The organism is Halorubrum aidingense JCM 13560 (assembly GCF_000336995.1).
In the GTDB taxonomy this organism is placed as follows: domain Archaea; phylum Halobacteriota; class Halobacteria; order Halobacteriales; family Haloferacaceae; genus Halorubrum; species Halorubrum aidingense.
On record NZ_AOJI01000022.1, the window covers coordinates 169657 to 187480 of the forward strand.

19 protein-coding genes and 1 tRNA gene are annotated in these 17824 nt (G+C 69.3%); 11 read left to right on the top strand and 9 right to left on the bottom strand.

Features of this window, described 5'->3' with window-relative positions:
- Positions 1 to 96: 96 nt before the first annotated feature.
- Positions 97 to 1110, top strand: coding sequence for an alpha/beta fold hydrolase (locus C461_RS07675; RefSeq protein ID WP_008000099.1), 1014 nt, complete (start codon positions 97 to 99; stop codon positions 1108 to 1110).
- Between the two features lie 38 nt (positions 1111 to 1148).
- Here the strand turns inward: C461_RS07675 and C461_RS07680 are convergent, their stop codons facing one another.
- Both C461_RS07680 and C461_RS07685 read right to left on the bottom strand, forming a co-directional pair.
- Positions 1149 to 1520 (bottom strand): hypothetical protein, encoded by a 372-nt coding sequence (locus C461_RS07680; RefSeq protein WP_008000101.1) that lies wholly within the window; start codon positions 1518 to 1520, stop codon positions 1149 to 1151.
- 116 nt (positions 1521 to 1636) lie between these two features.
- Positions 1637 to 2668: an alpha/beta hydrolase gene (locus C461_RS07685; RefSeq protein WP_008000102.1), complete on the bottom strand. Its 1032-nt coding sequence runs from the start codon at positions 2666 to 2668 to the stop codon at positions 1637 to 1639.
- Positions 2669 to 2717: 49 nt separating this feature from the next.
- On the opposite strand from C461_RS07685, the gene C461_RS07690 reads away from it, so the two are divergent.
- Positions 2718 to 4103: a DEAD/DEAH box helicase family protein gene (locus C461_RS07690; protein ID WP_008000103.1), complete on the top strand. Its 1386-nt coding sequence runs from the start codon at positions 2718 to 2720 to the stop codon at positions 4101 to 4103.
- Positions 4104 to 4620: 517 nt separating this feature from the next.
- Here the strand turns inward: C461_RS07690 and udk are convergent.
- On the bottom strand, positions 4621 to 5319 hold the full coding sequence (gene udk, locus C461_RS07695) for a uridine kinase (protein WP_008000104.1): 699 nt from the start codon (positions 5317 to 5319) through the stop codon (positions 4621 to 4623).
- A gap of 160 nt (positions 5320 to 5479) precedes the next feature.
- Between udk and C461_RS07700 the strand changes: the two genes are divergently transcribed.
- The 4 genes from C461_RS07700 (at position 5480) to C461_RS07715 (ending at position 7210) form a co-directional block, all read left to right on the top strand.
- The gene (locus C461_RS07700; protein WP_049906429.1) at positions 5480 to 6100 is read left to right on the top strand and encodes a CBS domain-containing protein; all 621 of its coding nucleotides are present in this window, start codon (positions 5480 to 5482) and stop codon (positions 6098 to 6100) included.
- A 43-nt stretch (positions 6101 to 6143) separates the two neighbouring features.
- Positions 6144 to 6788, top strand: a complete 645-nt coding sequence (locus C461_RS07705; RefSeq protein ID WP_008000106.1) for a GNAT family N-acetyltransferase — start codon at positions 6144 to 6146, stop codon at positions 6786 to 6788.
- Between the two features lie 69 nt (positions 6789 to 6857).
- A tRNA-Thr gene (locus tag C461_RS07710) sits at positions 6858 to 6931 on the top strand.
- A 75-nt stretch (positions 6932 to 7006) separates the two neighbouring features.
- Positions 7007 to 7210 (top strand): hypothetical protein, encoded by a 204-nt coding sequence (locus C461_RS07715; protein ID WP_008000107.1) that lies wholly within the window; start codon positions 7007 to 7009, stop codon positions 7208 to 7210.
- A 55-nt stretch (positions 7211 to 7265) separates the two neighbouring features.
- On the opposite strand, the gene C461_RS07720 is transcribed toward C461_RS07715, so the two are convergent.
- A complete protein-coding gene (locus C461_RS07720) occupies positions 7266 to 7817 on the bottom strand; it encodes a CinA family protein (RefSeq protein WP_008000108.1) in 552 nt (183 codons plus the stop codon).
- Between the two features lie 60 nt (positions 7818 to 7877).
- Here C461_RS07720 and C461_RS07725 point away from each other — a divergent pair, with 60 nt between their 5' ends.
- The 3 genes from C461_RS07725 to C461_RS07735 all read left to right on the top strand — a co-directional run bounded on the left by C461_RS07725 (position 7878) and on the right by C461_RS07735 (position 9556).
- Positions 7878 to 8501 carry a class I SAM-dependent methyltransferase gene (locus C461_RS07725; RefSeq protein ID WP_008000109.1) on the top strand — a complete coding sequence of 208 codons (624 nt, stop codon included), beginning with the start codon at positions 7878 to 7880 and terminating at the stop codon, positions 8499 to 8501.
- A gap of 103 nt (positions 8502 to 8604) precedes the next feature.
- A complete protein-coding gene (locus tag C461_RS07730) occupies positions 8605 to 9135 on the top strand; it encodes a transcriptional regulator FilR1 domain-containing protein (protein ID WP_049906467.1) in 531 nt (176 codons plus the stop codon).
- Positions 9136 to 9262: 127 nt separating this feature from the next.
- A complete protein-coding gene (locus C461_RS07735; protein WP_008000113.1) occupies positions 9263 to 9556 on the top strand; it encodes a hypothetical protein in 294 nt (97 codons plus the stop codon).
- 89 nt (positions 9557 to 9645) lie between these two features.
- On the opposite strand, the gene C461_RS07740 is transcribed toward C461_RS07735, so the two are convergent.
- The 3 genes from C461_RS07740 to C461_RS07750 all read right to left on the bottom strand — a co-directional run bounded on the left by C461_RS07740 (position 9646) and on the right by C461_RS07750 (position 12727).
- Positions 9646 to 10320, bottom strand: coding sequence for a thymidine kinase (locus C461_RS07740; protein ID WP_008000116.1), 675 nt, complete (start codon positions 10318 to 10320; stop codon positions 9646 to 9648).
- 24 nt (positions 10321 to 10344) lie between these two features.
- Entirely contained in the window at positions 10345 to 11409 is a 1065-nt protein-coding gene (locus tag C461_RS07745; protein ID WP_008000118.1) for an amidohydrolase family protein, read from the bottom strand.
- Between the two features lie 70 nt (positions 11410 to 11479).
- Complete coding sequence (locus C461_RS07750; protein ID WP_008000120.1) at positions 11480 to 12727, bottom strand: HD domain-containing protein; 1248 nt, start codon at positions 12725 to 12727, stop codon at positions 11480 to 11482.
- 113 nt (positions 12728 to 12840) lie between these two features.
- Here C461_RS07750 and C461_RS07755 point away from each other — a divergent pair, with 113 nt between their 5' ends.
- Positions 12841 to 13245, top strand: coding sequence for a universal stress protein (locus C461_RS07755; RefSeq protein ID WP_008000122.1), 405 nt, complete (start codon positions 12841 to 12843; stop codon positions 13243 to 13245).
- A 131-nt stretch (positions 13246 to 13376) separates the two neighbouring features.
- Here the strand turns inward: C461_RS07755 and C461_RS07760 are convergent, their stop codons facing one another.
- Entirely contained in the window at positions 13377 to 13946 is a 570-nt protein-coding gene (locus C461_RS07760; RefSeq protein WP_008000124.1) for a helix-turn-helix domain-containing protein, read from the bottom strand.
- A gap of 76 nt (positions 13947 to 14022) precedes the next feature.
- A complete protein-coding gene (locus C461_RS07765) occupies positions 14023 to 15342 on the bottom strand; it encodes a phosphoribosylamine--glycine ligase (RefSeq protein WP_008000126.1) in 1320 nt (439 codons plus the stop codon).
- A 288-nt stretch (positions 15343 to 15630) separates the two neighbouring features.
- On the opposite strand from C461_RS07765, the gene katG reads away from it, so the two are divergent.
- A complete protein-coding gene (gene katG, locus C461_RS07770; protein ID WP_008000128.1) occupies positions 15631 to 17772 on the top strand; it encodes a catalase/peroxidase HPI in 2142 nt (713 codons plus the stop codon).
- Positions 17773 to 17824 lie beyond the last annotated feature (52 nt).

Below are 17824 nucleotides of genomic sequence, written 5' to 3' on the forward strand. Positions count from 1 at the left end.
TAGTTACTTTACTGCCGTTTGCCAGTGGCTTGAGGATTTCGATCACCGAGGTCGGTGCAGACGTAGCTATTTGCCGCTGGCTGTCGATATGTCGGTATGAGCGACCCATCGACCGAGGGAGGGGACGCGAGATCGGCTGACGGCACCGATACCGAAGCCGTCGCGCCCGGCGGCCGAATCGTCGACGTCACCGACCTCGACGCGTCCGTGCCGGCGGACGAGATCCCCGACGCGGTGCCCGGCACGTCGCGGGCGGTGGAGACGAACGGCGTCCGGCTGCACGTCGTCGAGGCGGGCCCCGAAGACGGGGAGTTGCTGGTGCTGCTCCACGGATTTCCGGAGTTCTGGTACGGCTGGCACGAGACGATCGTGCCGCTGGTGAACGCCGGGTACCGCGTCGTCGTGCCCGACCAGCGCGGGTATAACCTCTCGGAGAAGCCGCCGAACGTGAGCGACTACCGGATCGGGGACCTCGCGCGCGACGTCGTCGGCCTGATCGACGCGTACGACTACGAGACGGCCGCGGTCGCCGGCCACGACTGGGGAGCCGCGGTCGGCTGGTGGCTCGCGATCCACCACCCCGACCGCCTCTCCGCGTTCGTCGCCGTGAACGTCCCGCACCCGACCGTCTTCGAACAGACCCTCCGACACTCGTGGGACCAGCGGCTGAAGAGCTGGTACGTGCTCGCGTTTCAGCTGCCGATACTTCCCGAGGCCGTCGCCAGCGCGGGGAACTGGCGGCTGGCCGTGCGCGGTCTCCGGGAGTCGAGCGCGCCGGGCACGTTCAACGAGGAGGATTTCAGACGCTACCGGCGCGCGTGGAACCGCGACGGCGCGTTCGAGGCGATGGTCAACTGGTACCGCGCGATCGTGCGCGACCGTCCCGTGCCGACGACGACCCGTGTCGAGGTCCCGACGCTCGTTATCTGGGGCGCGAACGACCGGTTTCTCACGAAGCGAATGGCCGGGCGCAGCGTCGACTACTGCGTCGACGGGCGACTGCTGACGTTCGACACCGCGACTCACTGGGTCGTCCACGAGGAGCCGCATCGCGTCGCCAAAGCGATCGCCGACCACGCCGATCCGCTCCCGCCGGGCGCGCGAGAGTAGCGTTCGCTCGCGTCACCCGCCGCTCCCGCGACTCCGACTCACACCGCGGCGAGCGTTCGGACGAACGGGACGCCGACCGCGTCGCTGACGCCGGCGAACGGGAGTATCGCCAACACGAGGATCGCCGAGCCCCACGCGATGAACCCGATGACTCCGGCGTGTACCCACGACGTGTCGTAGCGGTGACGAATCAGCCAGACCCACGCGATCAGCGGGACGAACTCACCGATCAGGGGGAGCCACGAGAGCAGGAACGCCGACAGTCCCCAAACGATCGCGCCGAACAGTGCCGTGAACACCGCGTGTCCGTAATCGCGCGTGCCGGTGACGACCGCGGCGCCGATGAAGATGGCCAAGCCGCCGACGAGCAGTCCGACGACGAACGTGACGGCCGATCCGATAAGCGTCATGTCCCGCCACTTACCGGGCCGATCACTTGGAGGCGTCGTCGTCGCGGTGCGACGCGATCGGCCGGCGGGTCGCGGCGTTCGCGGTGCGTCACTCGCGTCGGTCGTCTCGCTCAGCCTCAGAGCCGCGATCGAACGTCCGCCGCGAGCGCTGCGAGCGCCTCGTCGGCGACCGCGACGCGGTCGGAGAGGCTACAGAACCCGTGGGCCATCGCCGGATAGTGGCGGTGATCGACGGGCGTCCCCTCGCTCGCGAACCGGTCGGCGAGCGCGACGCCGTCGTCGCGGAGCGGGTCGTACCCGGCGGTGACGATCGTCGCCGGCGGGAGTCCCCCGAGGTCGCGAGCGCGGAGCGGAACCGCGAAGGGGTTCCGAGCGTCCACCGGGCTCCGGAGGTACTGGTCGAAAAACCAACGCATGTCGGCCCGGGTGAGCAACGGACCGTCGGCGTTCTCGCGGTACGACTCGGTCTCGAAGTCGCATCCCGCGATAGGGTAACAGAGGAACTGTCCGGCGATGACCGGATCGTCGGCGTCGGGGTCGTCGGGGCCGGGACCGATGGCTTCGGACACGGCGGACTCGTCCTGACATCCGGCGGACTCGTTCCGACTCCCGAACTCTCGCGCGTGCATCGCGGCCGCGAGCGCGAGCGTCCCGCCGGCGCTGGTGCCCGACACGCCCAGCCGGTCGGGGTCGCCGCCGACGGTCGCCGCGTTGCTCGCGACCCACTCAACCGCCGCGGCGGCCTCGTCGACCGCGACGGGGAAGGGGTGTTCCGGGGCGAGGCGGTAGTCCACCGATACGACGACGGCGTCCGCCCGGATCGCCAGTTCGCGGCAGGGGCCGTCGATGGAGTCGAGCGTGCCGAGCGTCCAGCCGCCGCCGTGGAAGTGGACGAGGGTCCTGGCGGGCGAGGTCGATCGGTCCACGGCGGACGCCGGGCGGTACACCCGAATCGGAACCTCGCCGTGCGGTCCCGCGAAAGCGAGGTCCAGAACGTCGGCGACGGGAGGGTCGGGCTCGGCAGCGAACACCTCGTCTTCGAGGCGTCTCGCGGCGTCGACCGAGAGCGCGCTCCACTCGGGGAGCCCGAGCGACTCGATCTCGTCGACGACCGCGGCGAGTTCCGGGTCGAGTTCGGCCGCGCGCATGGCGGACTGAGGCGGTGACCCTTTGTAAGTCGGTCGGCTACTGCCGCCGATGGACGTCCGGCTGACCTACGAGAACGGCACGATTCGCGTCGGCGCCGGCGGGAGCGACGCCGGCGAGCCGTCGCTTCCACCGCTGCCGGGCGTCGAGACGGACCCGCGGTCCGGAACGCCCCGGGCGCCCGCCTACCGCTACGCCGCGATTCGTCGGGCGCTCGCGGTCGCGGGCGTCAGCGTCGACGATCACGTCCTCGACGCGAGCGACCGGGCGGCCGCGGACGCCGGGCTGCCGGACGCGCTCGCGACCGACTACGAGCTCCGCGAGTACCAGCGCGAGGCGCTGGACGCCTGGCGCGACGCGGGCGACCGCGGGGTGCTCGAACTCCCGACCGGGGCCGGAAAGACGGTGATCGCGATCCGCGCGATGGTCGAACTGGGAGTCCCGACGCTCGTCGTCGTGCCGACGGTGGACCTCCTCGACCAGTGGCAACGGGAGTTGGAGGCGGAGTTCGACGTTCCGATCGGCCGGTTCGGCGGCGGCGAACAGCGACGGGAGGCGATCACGGTGTCGACGTACGACTCCGCGTACCTGAAAGCCGAGAGCGTCGGCGACGCCTTCGAGTTCGTCGTCTTCGACGAGGTCCACCACCTCGGCGGCGAGGGGTACCGGGACGTGGCGCGGCTGCTCGCGGCGCCGGCGCGCCTCGGACTCACCGCGACGTTCGAGCGGCCCGACGGCGCCCACGAGACGGTCGCGGAGCTGATCGGCGAGCGGGCGTACGCGCTCTCCGTGGACGACCTGGCTGGCGACCACCTCGCGCCCTACGACATCCGGCGGATCGAGGTGGAACTGACGCCCGACGAGCGGGACCGGTACGACGCGAAGCAGGGCGTGTTCGTCGAGTACGTGCGCGACGCCGGGATCACGTTCGCGAGCGGGAGCGACTACCAGAAACTCGTCAGACGCTCCGGAAACGATCCCGCCGCGCGGGAGGCGCTGTTGGCGAAAAGCGAGGCGCGCGAGATCATGATGAACGCGCGTCGAAAGGTCGACCGCCTCGAATCGATCCTCGACCGCCACCGCGACGACCGCGTGATCGTCTTCACCGCGCACACGGACCTCGTCTACCGACTCTCGGAGCGGTTCCTGCTGCCGGCGATCACGGCCGAGACGGGCGCGACGGAGCGCCGAGAGATCCTCTCGCGCTTCCGTGAGGGAACCTACGGACGAGTCGTCGCCGCCAACGTCCTCGACGAGGGCGTGGACGTGCCCGACGCCAACGTGGCGGTCGTCCTCTCGGGGTCGGGCAGCGAACGCGAGTTCACCCAGCGGCTCGGACGCGTCCTCCGGCCGAAAGACGACGGCGGGCGCGCGGTCCTGTACGAGGTCGTCAGCGCGGAGACCGCCGAGGAGCGGGTCGCGAGCCGACGGCGGTAGGGTCGTCGCGGGATCGCAGTGTCGAGGCCCGTGGCCGCTCACCGACACGCATCGTCCGAGCGATTGCGGGAGTGGGTGTTGCACGCGGTGGAGCGATCGTTTATAAGTGAAAGCGTGGTGTTGCTGTCGGCTGTTTATCAGTGATCGAGTGGTGTTGCTGTCGGCTGTTTATCAGTCGTTGAGCGCGGCAGAACCGGTGCTAACGGCTTATCCGTACGGCACGGCACCGCAACCGCAGCCTCACGCCTCCCCAGCCTCGTCGGGCGCCCTCCGCTTCGCTCCGGACGCCCGACTCCCTCGCGCTCGGTTCGCGCCTTTATAAGGCGCTCACCGGAGCGCGCCACCGCAGTTGTTCATTTATAAATAGTTGTCGCTGCCGCTCTTGGTTATTTATAAACCACGTTGCCGTCGGCGGTCTTCGATACTCACTCCCGCTCTCGACCGCTGCCGTTTCGCCGGTGGCCACGGACGGGCTGGAACACGGTCGCGGTCACACTTTTCGCCCGGTCCGATCTGTTCAGTCGTCGCCGTCGACGTCGAGCGAGCGCTGCTCGCCGAGTTCCTCTTCGAGGCTGCCGCGTTCCCAGCTTCGGACGGCGTCGCCCTCGACCTCGGCGCGCAGCTTCTCTTCGAGGAGGTTGATCGCGACGCTGTTCGCGCCCTCCGGGATGATCACGTCGGCGTGTTTCTTCGACGGCTCGATGAACTGCTCGTGCATCGGTTTCACCGTCGAGAGGTACTGGTCGATGACGCCTTCCAGGTCGCGGCCGCGCTCGATGACGTCCCGCCGGATCCGCCGGAGGATGCGGACGTCGGCGTCGGTCTCGACGAACAGGCGGAGGTCCATCATCTCGTTGATCTCCTCGTCGTACAGCGCGAGGATCCCTTCGAGCACGATGACGTCGGTCGGCTCGACGGTGATCCGCTCCGGCTTGCGGTTGTGGACCTCGAAGTCGTACTGAGGCATCTGTACGGACTGCCCTTCGAGGAGCGCTTCGAGGTGCTCGCGGAGGAGTTCCCACTCGAACGCCGACGGGTGATCGTAGTTGATCGACTGTCGCTCCTCGAAGTCGAGGTGCGAGAGGTCCTGGTAGTAGTTGTCGAGCGGGATGCGGGTGACGCTGTCGCCGAGGTCGCGGGTGACGAGCCGGGAGACGGTCGTCTTCCCCGCGCCCGTCCCCCCCGCGATCCCGATCACGAACGAGGGAATGGTCATACCGCCGTTCGGTCGCCGGACGGTTTGAAGCCTCCTTTTTGTCGGCGCCGTCCGGACGGGAGCGAGACCGCCGCTTCCGTGCCGATCGCCCGTCTACGCCGGGAATTCTTATAACGATACCGGGGGCAGCTTTTAGCCGGTTGCGTCATATCCACGTTGTATGCGAACAGACACCACGGTCAGGGACGTGATGCACCGCGAGTTCCTCGGCGTGAGCGAGTCCGACCCGCTGGCGGAGGCGGCGGCCCTGCTCGTCGACGAAGGCACGAACTGCCTGGTCGTGCTGCGCGGGGGTGAGCCCGTGGGCCGACTCGGCTGCCGGGACGCGCTCGGCGCGCTGCTCGACGCCGGCTCCCTCGATACCGACGGGCCGACGGTCGGGTCCGTCATGGGACCGCCCCTGCCGACGGTGGCGCCGGACGACGCGCTCGCCGTCGTCGAGGAACGTCTCGTCTCCGAGGGCGCGGATCGCGTCGTGGCAGTCGACGACGGGGCGGCCGTCGGCGTCGTCACCGCGGAGGACGCGCTCGCCGCGGGCGCGCCCAGGACCGGCAACGGAGCACACGACGTGGTGGCCGACGAGGCGGCGCTGGAGGACACCCGAGCGGCCGACGCGCCGATGGCGGGCACGAACGGCGGGATCGACCCCGCCGTGGCGTCGTCGTCGACCGACGCGTCGGGATCGGCGACGCAGGGCGTGTGCGAGAGCTGCGGCGCGCTCGTTCCCGACCTCGTGTCCGCGAACGGACAGGCCGTCTGTCCGGAGTGCCGAGACGTGTGAGCGGGCGGCAGGCTCAACACGCACCGCTCCGAACGACAGCCGAATGAGCGACGGCGACCGCACGCGCGTCACGATCGAGCCCGCGACCGTCGACGACATCGATTCGGTGACCGATATGTGGGTCGCGCTCGCCGCGGGACAGCGGCGGTACGGTTCCACGCTGCTCGCGGACGACAACCGCGGCGCGGTCCGCGAGTGGGCCGCGCGAGCGGCCGTCACCGGCGAACTGCTCGTCGCGCGCGAGACGGCGGCCGCCGACCCCGGGGACGGCGACACGGACGACCGCGGTGGCGCTCACGACAACTCCCCCGCCGACCCCCGCGACGGCGACCCGATCGGCTTCGTCGGCTTCGGGCTCGATCACGGCGGGTACGAACGCGACCGAACGCGAGGAGTGGTGAGCAACCTGTTCGTCGCGCCCGAGCGCCGCGGCGAGGGCGTCGGGACCGCGCTGTTGTGCGCGGCCGAGGATGCGCTCCGGGAGGCGGGCGCCGACGCGGTCGCGCTGGAGGCGCTCGCGGACAACGAGCGGGCCCGGGCGTTCTACGCCGACCACGGCTACGAACCCCATCGCGTCGAGCTGACGAAGTCGCTGTCGGCCGACCCGGACCGAACACCGACCGACTCGGGCCGGACACCGACAGACGCCGACGGCAACGAGACCGGCACGACCGACGACCCCGCCTGATCCTCGCCCGGCGTCGTCGCTCGCCGAAAGCGACACGCACTCATACGAGGACCGAGTACGCCCGCCTGCGCCAGGGGAGCATGGGCGGTTCATGCACTCGACTTGTAATCGAGACTTCCGGGGTTCAAATCCCTGCCCTGGCTTGGTACGGCTCGTTTTCCGTCTCTCGGCGCCCTTCTCTCGGATCCGTTTATATGGACTGAAGCCGGATCGGTCGCATGGACCGGACCGATTCCGCGCTGCTCGGCGTCGCCGGCGTCGTCGCCCTGCTCGTGCTCGCCGCGGCGCTGTCGGCCGGCGCGCTGTTCGGGTTCGACGAGTCCGTCGCCCGTCCGATCAGGTTGCTGGCCGCCGAGCCGATCGCGTGGATCGTCGTCGCAGCGCTCCTGATCGCGGTCGTCGGCAACGCCTACATCGAGTGAGACGCCTCTCAGAACTTCTCCCGCGCGCTCGGTTCCCTCATCTCACTCGCCCGACTCACTCGTCCGTCTCACTCACCGGTTCCACCTCGCGGATCGTCCGCACGAGGGCCTCGAGCGCGGCGTCGGCGGCGCCCCGTTTCACCGCGGCGCGGTCGCCGTCGAGCACGACCCGCTCCGTGCGGACGAACGACTCCTCGGTACCCCACGGGGCGGCGTACGCCACGCCGACGTAGGTGAGCCCGACGGGTTTCGCCTCGGTGCCGCCGCCCGGGCCGGCGATGCCGGTCGTGGCGACCGCCCACGTCGTGTTCGCTCGGTCGCGCGCGCCGGCCGCCATCTGCTCGGCGACCGGGGCGCTCACGGCGCCCTCCGCGTCGAGCGCCTCGCGCGATACGCCGAGCAGCTCGCGTTTGGCGTCGTACGCGTAGGTGACGAACCCCCGGTCGAAGTAGGCGCTCGCGCCGGGCACGTCGGTCACCCGCGAGCCGACGAGTCCCCCCGTCAGCGACTCCGCGACCGCGAGCGTCTCCTCGCGCTCGGTCAACAGCGCGCCGAGCGTCGCCTCGATCGGCTCGATCGGCTCGTCCGCGTCGTGGCCTGCGTCCATACGCCCGCTCCGGGCCCCACCCCCGTGGGGTTTACGCCCGCCGGGGCGCGATCGATCCGTATGACCGACTGGGACGAGCGATTCGCCGCCGGCGAGTACCCGCGCGCGCCGGACCCCGCCGACGTGCTGCGCGCGTACGAACCCGAGATCCCCGACGGCCGAGCGCTCGACGTCGCCGCCGGCACGGGACGTAACGCGGTGTTCCTCGCCGACCGCGGATACGCCGTCGACGCGCTCGACGCCTCGCGGGAGGGGCTCGCTATCGTCCGCGAGCGCGCTGCGACGGGCGGTCTCGAAGGGCGTGTCGAGACCATCCAGGGCGACGTCTCGACCTACGGGTTCCCGACCGACGCGTACGAGCTGATCACGATGAGCTACTTCCACACCCTCGATCGGTTCGCGGACCTGACCGAGGCGCTCGTTCCCGGCGGCTACCTCTTCGTCGAGGGACACCTCCGCTCGGCCGCGTCGGCGCCGTCCGGGCCGAGCGACGACCGGTACCGATTCGCCGCGAACGAGCTCCTCCGCGCCGGCCTCGGGCTGACGGTGCTGTACTACGACGAGACGACGCAGGAACGCCCCGGCGATCGCCGCCGCGCGAGCGCCAGACTGCTCGCCCGCCGGTCGACTGGCGGGCGGCAGTCGTACCCCGCCCGCCCCAACGGGGAGCGCGGCGATGCCTGACGAGACCGACGGTCGCGACGCCGCTCCGATGCCCTCGACCGCTGACGGCACCGGCGGCACCGGCGGTACCGGCGGCACCGGCGGCACTGGCGGCAACAGCGGCATCGGCGATACCGGCGACGGCCCGGGATCGGTCCTCCGACGGCTCGTCGCGGCGGCCGTCGGCGTCGATGCCGGTGATCTCGGCGACGCGCTCGACGGTCGACTCCGCGTGGTTGAGCGCGGTGACCGGCCGGCACCGTCGGCGCGGGCGCTCGAGTTGCTAGCCGGAGAGAACGAGTCGATCGTCGGCGTCGTTCCCCGAATCGATCCGGCGCTCGTCCGGGGGCTCTCCCGCGGGCTCTCCGGGTCGATCGGCGGCGACGTTCGACTCGTCCTCACCGGCACCGCGAGCGAGCGGCTCACCGGTGCAGTTGGACCCGCGGTGCGGAGCGCGCTCGCGGACCGCGGGGTCGACGCGTTCGTTCACGACGGCCACTCGACCGTGGCCGTCCTGCTCGTCGCCGAGCGCGCCGTCGTCGGCCTGTTCGACGGAGACGGGCTCGCCGCGGTGGCGTGGTCCGACGACCCCGCGGTCCGCGAGTGGGCGGCCGCCACCTGCCGCCGGTATCTCGCCGCGGCGGATCCGATCTGACCGGAGCGGGAGCAGAGGCGCCGACCGGAAAGCGGAGCGCCGACCGAAAACGTGGCCACCGGGATCTGACCTGCGTCCGTCCGGAACCGGCGCACCGTTTTTGTCCGCTCGCGTCGAACTAGGAGTCATGAAAGCGCTACTCCTGCTCGTCACCGGTGTCGTCGGCCTGATCGAGACGCTCGCCCCGCGATCGGTCGTCCGGCTGTGGACGCGTGCCATGTACCGAAACGCCGGCGAGGCCGAGCCGAGGGGCTGGGTCCCCGTCGCCGCCCGAATAGAGGGCGCAGTGCTGGTCCTCGCCGCGCTCGTCGGGCTGTACCGGGTCGCGACCGCGGCGGACGACCCGGAATCAGACGCGTCGGACTCCGTCGACGACGCCAGCGACGCCGGCGGCGCCGACGGTGACCAGCTCACCGCGTGACCGGAGCGGCCACCGATCCGCGCGGCTCCGCCGCGCTATCGCGTGTTCTCTCGTCTGACCACCGAGTACGGGCGGATCGGTAGCGGCCGTCAGTCGTCGGCCGCGTCGACCGGACCCTCTCGCTCGTCCCGCTCTTCCTCCTCGGCCGGCAGGTACGAGCGCTCGCTCGCCGCCCGCTCGCCGGTTCTGACCACGTGACAGTCGCGACACCGGGCCTCGTACGACTCCTCGGCGCCGACGAGGATCGTCGGGTCGTCGGTGTGGGCGGGTTCGCCCTCGATGAGCCGCTGGTTCCGCGAGGCCGGCTCGCCGCACTGCGTGCAGATGGCCTGCAGTTTGTCGACGTACTCGGCGGTCGCCACGAGCTGGGGGAGCGGCTCGAACGGCTCGCCGCGGAACGTCTGATCGGTCCCGGAGACGATCACGCGGACGCCGTTGTCGGCGAGGACGTTACAGACGTCGACGAGGGCGTTCGAGAAGAAGTTCGCCTCGTCGATCGCGACGACCTCGGGGTACGGATCGTCGTCGAGGATCGCCAGCGGGCCGTCCCCCTCGTTGGCGACGACCCGGGCGTCCCACTGGCGGCCGTTGTGGGTCCCGATAGTCGTCTCGCCGTAGCGGTCGTCGACCGCCGGCTTGTAGACGGCGACGGACTGGCCGGCGATCTCAGACCGGCGGAGCCGGCGGAGCAGCTCCTCCGTTTTCCCCGAAAACATCGACCCCGAGATGACCTCGATCCAGCCGGATCGAGTGATCGCGTGCATATACTCCCGGGCACGAGCCAACGACTAAATCGTTTCTTTCCCGACCGGTTCGCCGCCGAGGACGACCCGCGAGACGTCGGCGGCCCCGGCGCGCCGGACGATCGCTCGGACGATGTCGCGAGCGCCGGCGAGGTTGTCAGAGTCGCCGTCGAGGACGAGCAGGTCGGCGTCGGCGCCCGGCTCGATCACGCCGCGGTTCTCCCCCGCGATCGCCGCGCCGTTGACCGTCGCCATCCGGAGCACCTCGCGGGCGGGCAGGTCCGCGAGCTTCGCGGCGAACTCCATCTCGCGGAACATCGACGGCGAGTCGAGCATCACGTTGTCGGTGCCGAGCGCGACTGTCGTCCGTTCGGCGAGGTCGCGGATCGGCGGGACGCCGACGTTCGTCACGAGGTTCGACCGCGGGCAGACGACGACGGGCGTCCCGCGGTCTTCGAGCCGATCGAGGTGGATCGCTTCGGCGTGAACCATGTGGACGAGGAAGTCGGGCTCGAGGTCCATCGCCGGGTTGATGTCGTCGGCGTCGCGCTCGCCCGCGTGGATCCCGAACAGCTTGCCGGCCTCGCGGGTGTCGGCCCGCACGGCGTCGAAATCGGCGTCGCGGGCGCCGGAAGCGCCGTAGCCGTCCGCGACCGAGAGCACGTCGGGGTCGTCGCGTCCGAGCGCGACCGCGTCGATCGCGCGCTCGCCGAGTGCGACCCCGTCGCCGGCGAGGGCGTCTCGGAGCGCCTCGACGCCCGGAACGCCGCCCTCGCGGAACTCGATGAACGTCCCCGTTCCGGTCGACTCCATGTACCGGAGCGTCCGCGCCATCGCGGCGACTTTCTCCTCGTGGCTCGCCGAGCGGAGGAGCCGGTGTTTGAGCCCGTCGGGCGGGGCGACGAGGTCGTCGAGTGAGAGCCCCTCGCCGGCCTCCTTGGCGATGGAGTCGCCGATGTGGGTGTGCGCGTTGACGAACGCGGGGAGGATCACGTCGTCGCCGTCGACCGGTCCCTCTTCGATCCGGACGATCTCGCCGTCGGCGACGACCACCCGCCCCTCGACGGGCTCGAACTCCGTACCGACGAGTACCGTCCCCTCCAGATGCATACCTCACGGTCGCCAGCCCGTGGTTAAAACCTCACGGGAACAGATCGTCAGAGTTCGGAGCGGCCGTCCCTCAGAACTCGTCGAGCGTCGTCGGCATCGCGGCGCGGGCCTCGGCGACGAGCCCGTCGGAGTCGATCCCGAGCACGTCGGCGGCGGCGCGGCCGACCCGGTCCGTCGCCGGCGCGGGCGCGTACACGCCGAGCCGCCACTGGTTGCGCTGAGCGGTCCGGAGCGCGGACACGAGCGGCGATTGCCGCTCTAACCGGCGCACTTCGCCGTTGACGGTGACCCGCGCGGTCGACTCGCGCATCGACGGCTCCGGCGGCACGTCGAGGAGGACGTGATCGCGGTCGACGCCAGCCTCTTCGCCGATCTCGCGTTCGAGCGCCACCTCGGTCGCGTGGTCGGCCGCGTGGATCCGCTCGGGAACGTCGTCGTACTCGGCCCATACCGCCAGCTTGTACAGATCGCGCTCGTCGTACCGACGGGAGAGGTCGTCCGTCTCTCGACAGTCGCGGATCGCCGCGAGGAAGTCGTGGTCGTCCATCCGACGGAGCTCGGGGGCGGTCGTCGCCGTGGCGTCGAGGAGGTCGGTCGCGGCCCGCCGCAGCATCGCTTTCGAGATGCGCGCCACGTGGTGCGTGTAGACGACGGGATTCATCAGCGCGCGGGCGAGGAGCAGGCTCTCGGCCGTCTGGACGTTCCCCTCGTCCAACACGAGCCGCGGCCTAGATCGCGCACCGGCGTCGCCGGGGGCGTCCACGAACGTCAGCTCGCGAACGAACCGCTCGGTGTCGATAGTGCCGTACGGGACGCCCGTGTGATACGCGTCGCGCACGAGGTAGTCCATCCGGTCGACGTCCAGCTCTCCCGAGACGAGTTGGCCGTACTTCTCCTCGCCGGCGACGAGTCCGGCGATCCGGTCGGGATCGAGGTCGTGCGCCCGCAGCACCGCGCCGACCTCGCCGGTCGCGAGTAGCTCGGCGACGTCGTCGTGGTACTTTCCGGTGCGGCGGTGCGTGAGCGTCTCGAGGTTGTGGCTGAAGGGGCCGTGCCCCACGTCGTGGAGCATCGCGGCGGCCTCGATTCGGTCGGCCTGCTTCCCGCCGATCCCGAGGTGATCGAGCGCCCGGCTCGCGAGGTGGTAGACGCCGAGGCTGTGCTCGAAGCGGGTGTGGTTCGCGGAGGGGTAGACGAGCTGGACCGTACCGAGCTGTTTGATGTGGCGGAGCCGCTGGACGGCCGGCGTGTCGAGGAGGTCGGCGGCGACACCGTCGATCTCGATATGATCGTGGACGGTGTCTTTGACCGTGATCATGGCTCGCCGTTCGTCGTCACCGAATAAAAGAGGCGGGTGCTCGGGGGATCGCGCTCACTCGCGCCGTGAGAACTCCGGTACGATTTATACGGCCGGTATGCAAACGGCCGATCATGTATGACGTGATCATCGGCATCGATACCGCGGACGACCGGCGAGCGATCGCACAGGCCGCGGCGATCGCGGATCTCCCGACGGCGGCGGACGAGGTGACCGCGCACCTGTGTCACGTGTTTCAGGACAACCCCGAAGGCGCCTCGGTCAACCAGCTGTCGGCGGTCCGTCGCGCCCGCGAACACCTCACGGAGGCCGGCGTGAACTGCGTGCACTACGAGGCGAGCGGCGAGCCCGCAGACGAGTTGCTCGCGGCCGCCGAGGCGGTCGACGCCGACGCGATCTGCGTGTCGGGCCGGAAGCGCAGGCCGACCGGGAAGGCCGTCTTCGGGAGCGTGACGCAGGACGTGATCCTGGGCGCCGATCGGCCGGTCATCGCGGTACCGGCGCCGGACGCGGAGTAACCTCACCGGCGGCAGACGCCGCAATTCTACGCTATCACCACGCCGTCACCACGCCGTCAAAGAGTGATCTGGGGCCCGAGCACGTCGGGAGCGGCCTCAAGTACCGTGACGACCGCTGCGATTCGCTCGGCCTACTCGTCGACGATCTCCACGTCGAGCCGCTCTTCGACGGCGCGGACGACGGAGCCGCCGACGCCGGCGGTCGCGGCGCGGCCGTCCTCGACCGCAAACAGATCGTCCTCGTCGACGTCGAGCTCGGCCGCGAGCTCCTCGACGGTCAGTCCGGCGGCCTGCCGCGCCTCGGCGACGGCCTCCCCGTAGCCGGAGACGAGGTACGGGAGCCGGTCCGACTCGTAGTTGGTGCCGCCCTCCTCCCAGTGCTTGGAGTCGCCAGTCGCCGAATCGTACATCTTCGCCTGCTTCCGAGCGATCTCCTTTTTCCGGCTCTCGGGTCCGGTCGAGTCGGCGCCCGCGCCGCCGGGACTGCCGCCGGCGCTTCCGCCACCTCCGCCGCCTCCGCCGGATCCGCCGCGCCCGCCGGGAGCGTTCCCGGCGTCGTCGTGCGGCCGGCAGCTCGAACACACCAGTAGCTTCGCCCCGGCGACCGTCGCTCGCTGGAGGTCGGTCGTCTCGCGCCCGCAGAGCTCACAGGCGTCGCCGTCGTCGCCGCCGCCGCCGTCGCCCGTCGAGTACTTCGCCATACCGCGAGTAGTGGACCCGGACCGTTAAAAAGTCGTGGAGCCACGGCGGCCGAGCGACGGACACCGAACCGGCGGCTCACTCCGCGTGCGGGCCGAGGTACCCCCACGCTTGCAGTCGATCCCCGTCGCCGTCGATCCAGCGCTCGCCGATGTCGTCGCGGTAGTACAGGTTGGGGATCACGATGTCGTCGACGCGGTCGTACGCCTGCTCGCGCGCGGCCTGCATCGTCTCGCCTTTGCCGGTGACGACGAGCGGCATCCCGCTTTCGCCGGCGACGCGCCACTGGCCGTCGATCCGTTTCGTGTCTTCGAGGTGGATCCCGTCGCGACTCTCCGTGTCGAAGACGACGGCGGCGTTCCGGGAGTTCTCGTCGTACGTCTTCTCGTCGTCGAACGGGAACGGCGGAAGGACGACCCGAACCGCGATCTGGTAGCCGTTGTGAACGGTTACGTCGGGGTCGTTGCCGTGGGCGAGATCATAGAAGAACTCGCCGGTAGACGATTCGATCGACTCTTCTTGCAGCGCGATCGTCGGGTACCCGAACCGCGGCGTGAACTCCAACGGGTAGATCCCGTTTTCGTTCACGATGCAGTTGATGTCGATGCTCCCGACGTACCCCTCGTCGGCGAGCCAGCCTTCGAGTTTCCCGAAGGTCTCTTTGAACAGTTTGTTCTGGCCGGCCCAGAACATCGACGTCCCCATCTCGCCAGTTGAGGGACCGATATTCCCTGGGAATAATTTCTTATGCTCAAAATTAAAATTGACCTGGTCAATGAACTCGTTCCCGTTGAAGAACCCGCAGATAGCGATTTCGACACCCTCTACTTTGCGTTGCAGCTGGAAGCCCTTCATCCGGTGACCCCACGCCTTCTTGTACGCCTTCAACACGTCTACGACGTCGCTCCCGTCGTCCTCGTTCCCGACGTACAGTAAGCGCTTGACGTTCTGGACTTCGCCGAGCGGTTTGATCACATACGGGGCAGGGTTCTCTTGGACGTGCTGTATCCCCGCGTCGAAACTGTCGAAGATGTGGTGTTCGACGGTGTTCACACCGTGTTCTTCGAGAATATCCATCGCATACCCGCGATCCTCTTCGAGGTGATCGGTGTTCGGCGTCCCGCCGACGACGGCGTTCCCGTCCTCGCGGAGTTCCTGGGCGAGCGCGCCGGTACCGATGTCGGAGCCGACCCAGATGTCGTCGAAGACGATCACGTCCGCCCAGTCGACCTCGGCCTCCCAATTGTCGATTTTGGAGACGAAGCCGTCCCCGATCTCTCGATCGCTTTCGGCCTCGATGTAGTACTTGACGTCGTGGCCCTCCTCGCGGACCTGCCACGCCAGATCGGTGATCAGTGCGGCGTCAGCGGAGACGAACAAGAAGCGTTTGGGCTCCATACCCAGTTGTCACGCGGACGGAACTTGAGTCTGTGTGCCGCCGGAGAGTCGACGCGTGTGTCGACGCGGCTCGATCGAACGCGCCCACTGGACCGTCGACGGCGAAGCGAGAGTTCAAATACTGAGAATAAATATTCATATATCAGAAATATAGGTTGTTTTTGCTGCATTATTCGAGCAGGAGTAACCAGATTTTTATTGACGGTGGCAGAAGATTCGACGGTAACTGATGTCTGACGACACCGATCACACGACAGGCGATTCCGAGTTCTGTGAGGACGCTCGATAATGCAGGGGCGCAACCACGACTGGTGGCCGAACCAGTTGAACTTGAAGGTCCTCGACCAGAACGCCCGCGACGTCGGGCCCTACGAGGACGACTTCGACTACGCCGAGGCGTTCCAGTCGCTCGACCTCGACGAGGTGAAAGCGGACATCGAAGAGCTGATGACCACCTCGCAGGACTGGTGGCCCGCCGACTACGGCCACTACGGACCGCTGTTCATCCGGATGGCGTGGCACAGCGCCGGGACCTACCGGACGGCCGACGGCCGCGGCGGCGCGGCGGGCGGGCGACAGCGTTTCGCCCCCCTCAACAGCTGGCCGGACAACGCGAACCTCGACAAGGCGCGCCGGCTGCTGCTCCCCGTCAAACAGAAGTACGGCCGCAAGCTCTCGTGGGCCGACCTGATGGTCCTCACCGGGAACGTCGCCATCGAGTCGATGGGCTTCCGGACGTTCGGTTTCGCCGGCGGCCGCGAGGACGCCTTCGAGCCCGACGAGGCCGTCTTCTGGGGTCCCGAGGCCGAGATGGACACGCAGGAGCGCTTCGACGAGCCCGGCGAGATCGAGCAGGGCCTCGCCGCGTCCGTGATGGGGCTGATCTACGTGAACCCCGAGGGACCGGACGGCCAGCCCGACCCGCTCGCGTCGGCGAAGAACATCCGTCAGACGTTCGATCGCATGGCGATGAACGACGAGGAGACGGCCGCGCTCATCGCCGGCGGTCACACGTTCGGGAAGGTGCACGGCGCCGACGACCCCGACGAGAACCTCGGCCCCGAGCCGGAAGCGGCCCCCATCGAGGAGCAGGGCCTCGGCTGGACGAACGAGGGCTCGCCGAGCAAGGGCGGCGAGATGATCACGAGCGGCATCGAGGGGCCGTGGACCCAATCGCCGACCGAGTGGGACATGGGATACCTCGATAACCTGCTCGATTACGAGTGGGAAGCCGAGAAGGGCCCCGGTGGCGCGTGGCAGTGGACCCCCGTCGACGAGGAGCTACACGACACCGTCCCGGACGCGCACGACCCGTCGGAGACCCAGACGCCCATGATGCTCACGACGGACGTCGCGCTGAAGCGCGATCCGGCGTACCGGGAGATCGTCGAGCGCTTCCAGGAGAACCCGATGGAGTTCGGCATGAACTTCGCGAAGGCCTGGTACAAGCTGACCCACCGGGACATGGGGCCGCCGTCGCGGTTCCTCGGCCCGGAGGTTCCCGACGAGGAGATGCTGTGGCAAGACCCCCTCCCGGAGGTCGACCACGACCTGATCGGCGAGTCGGAGATCGAGACGCTCAAAGAGGAGGTCCTCGCGACCGACCTGACCACCCAACAGCTCGTCAAGACCGCGTGGGCGGCGGCGTCGACGTACCGCGACAGCGACAAGCGCGGCGGCGCGAACGGCGCCCGCCTCCGTCTCGACCCCCAGCGTAACTGGGAGGTCAACGAGCCGGCACAGCTCGAGACCGTACTGGAGACCCTCGAAGCGGTCCGGTCGGAGTTCAACGACTCGCGCTCCGACGAGACGAGAGTCTCGCTCGCCGACCTGATCGTCTTAGGCGGCGCCGCGGCGGTCGAGCAGGCCGCGGCGGACGCCGGCCACGACGTGGACGTCGCCTTCGAGCCGGGGCGGACCGACGCCTCGCCGGAACAGACCGACGCCGACTCGTTCGAGGCGCTCAGGCCGAAGGCCGACGGCTTCCGGAACTACCTCGGCGACGTGCAGGGCGACGACATCGAGCGACTGCTGGTGGACAAAGCGGAGCTGTTGAACCTGACGGCGACCGAGATGACCGCGCTCGTCGGCGGCATGCGCGCGCTGGGCGCGACCTACCAGGGCACGGACCGCGGCGTGCTCACCGACCGACCGGGGACGCTGACCAACGACTTCTTCGTGAACCTGATCGACATGGACACGGAGTGGGTGCCGGCCGAGGACAGCGAGGACGTGTTCGAGGCGGTCGACCGCGAGACCGGCGAGGTCGAGTGGACGGGCACGCGCGCGGACCTCATCTTCGGTTCGAACTCCCGGTTGCGGGCCATCACCGAGGTCTACGCGAGCGACGACGGCGAGGAGGACCTCGTCGAGGACTTCGTGGACACGTGGGAGTCGGTCATGCGGCTCGACCGCTTCGATCTGGAGTAGATCGGTCGCGGCGCGAGGCGACTCGTCGCTTTTTGCGGTTCGTCGACGCCGG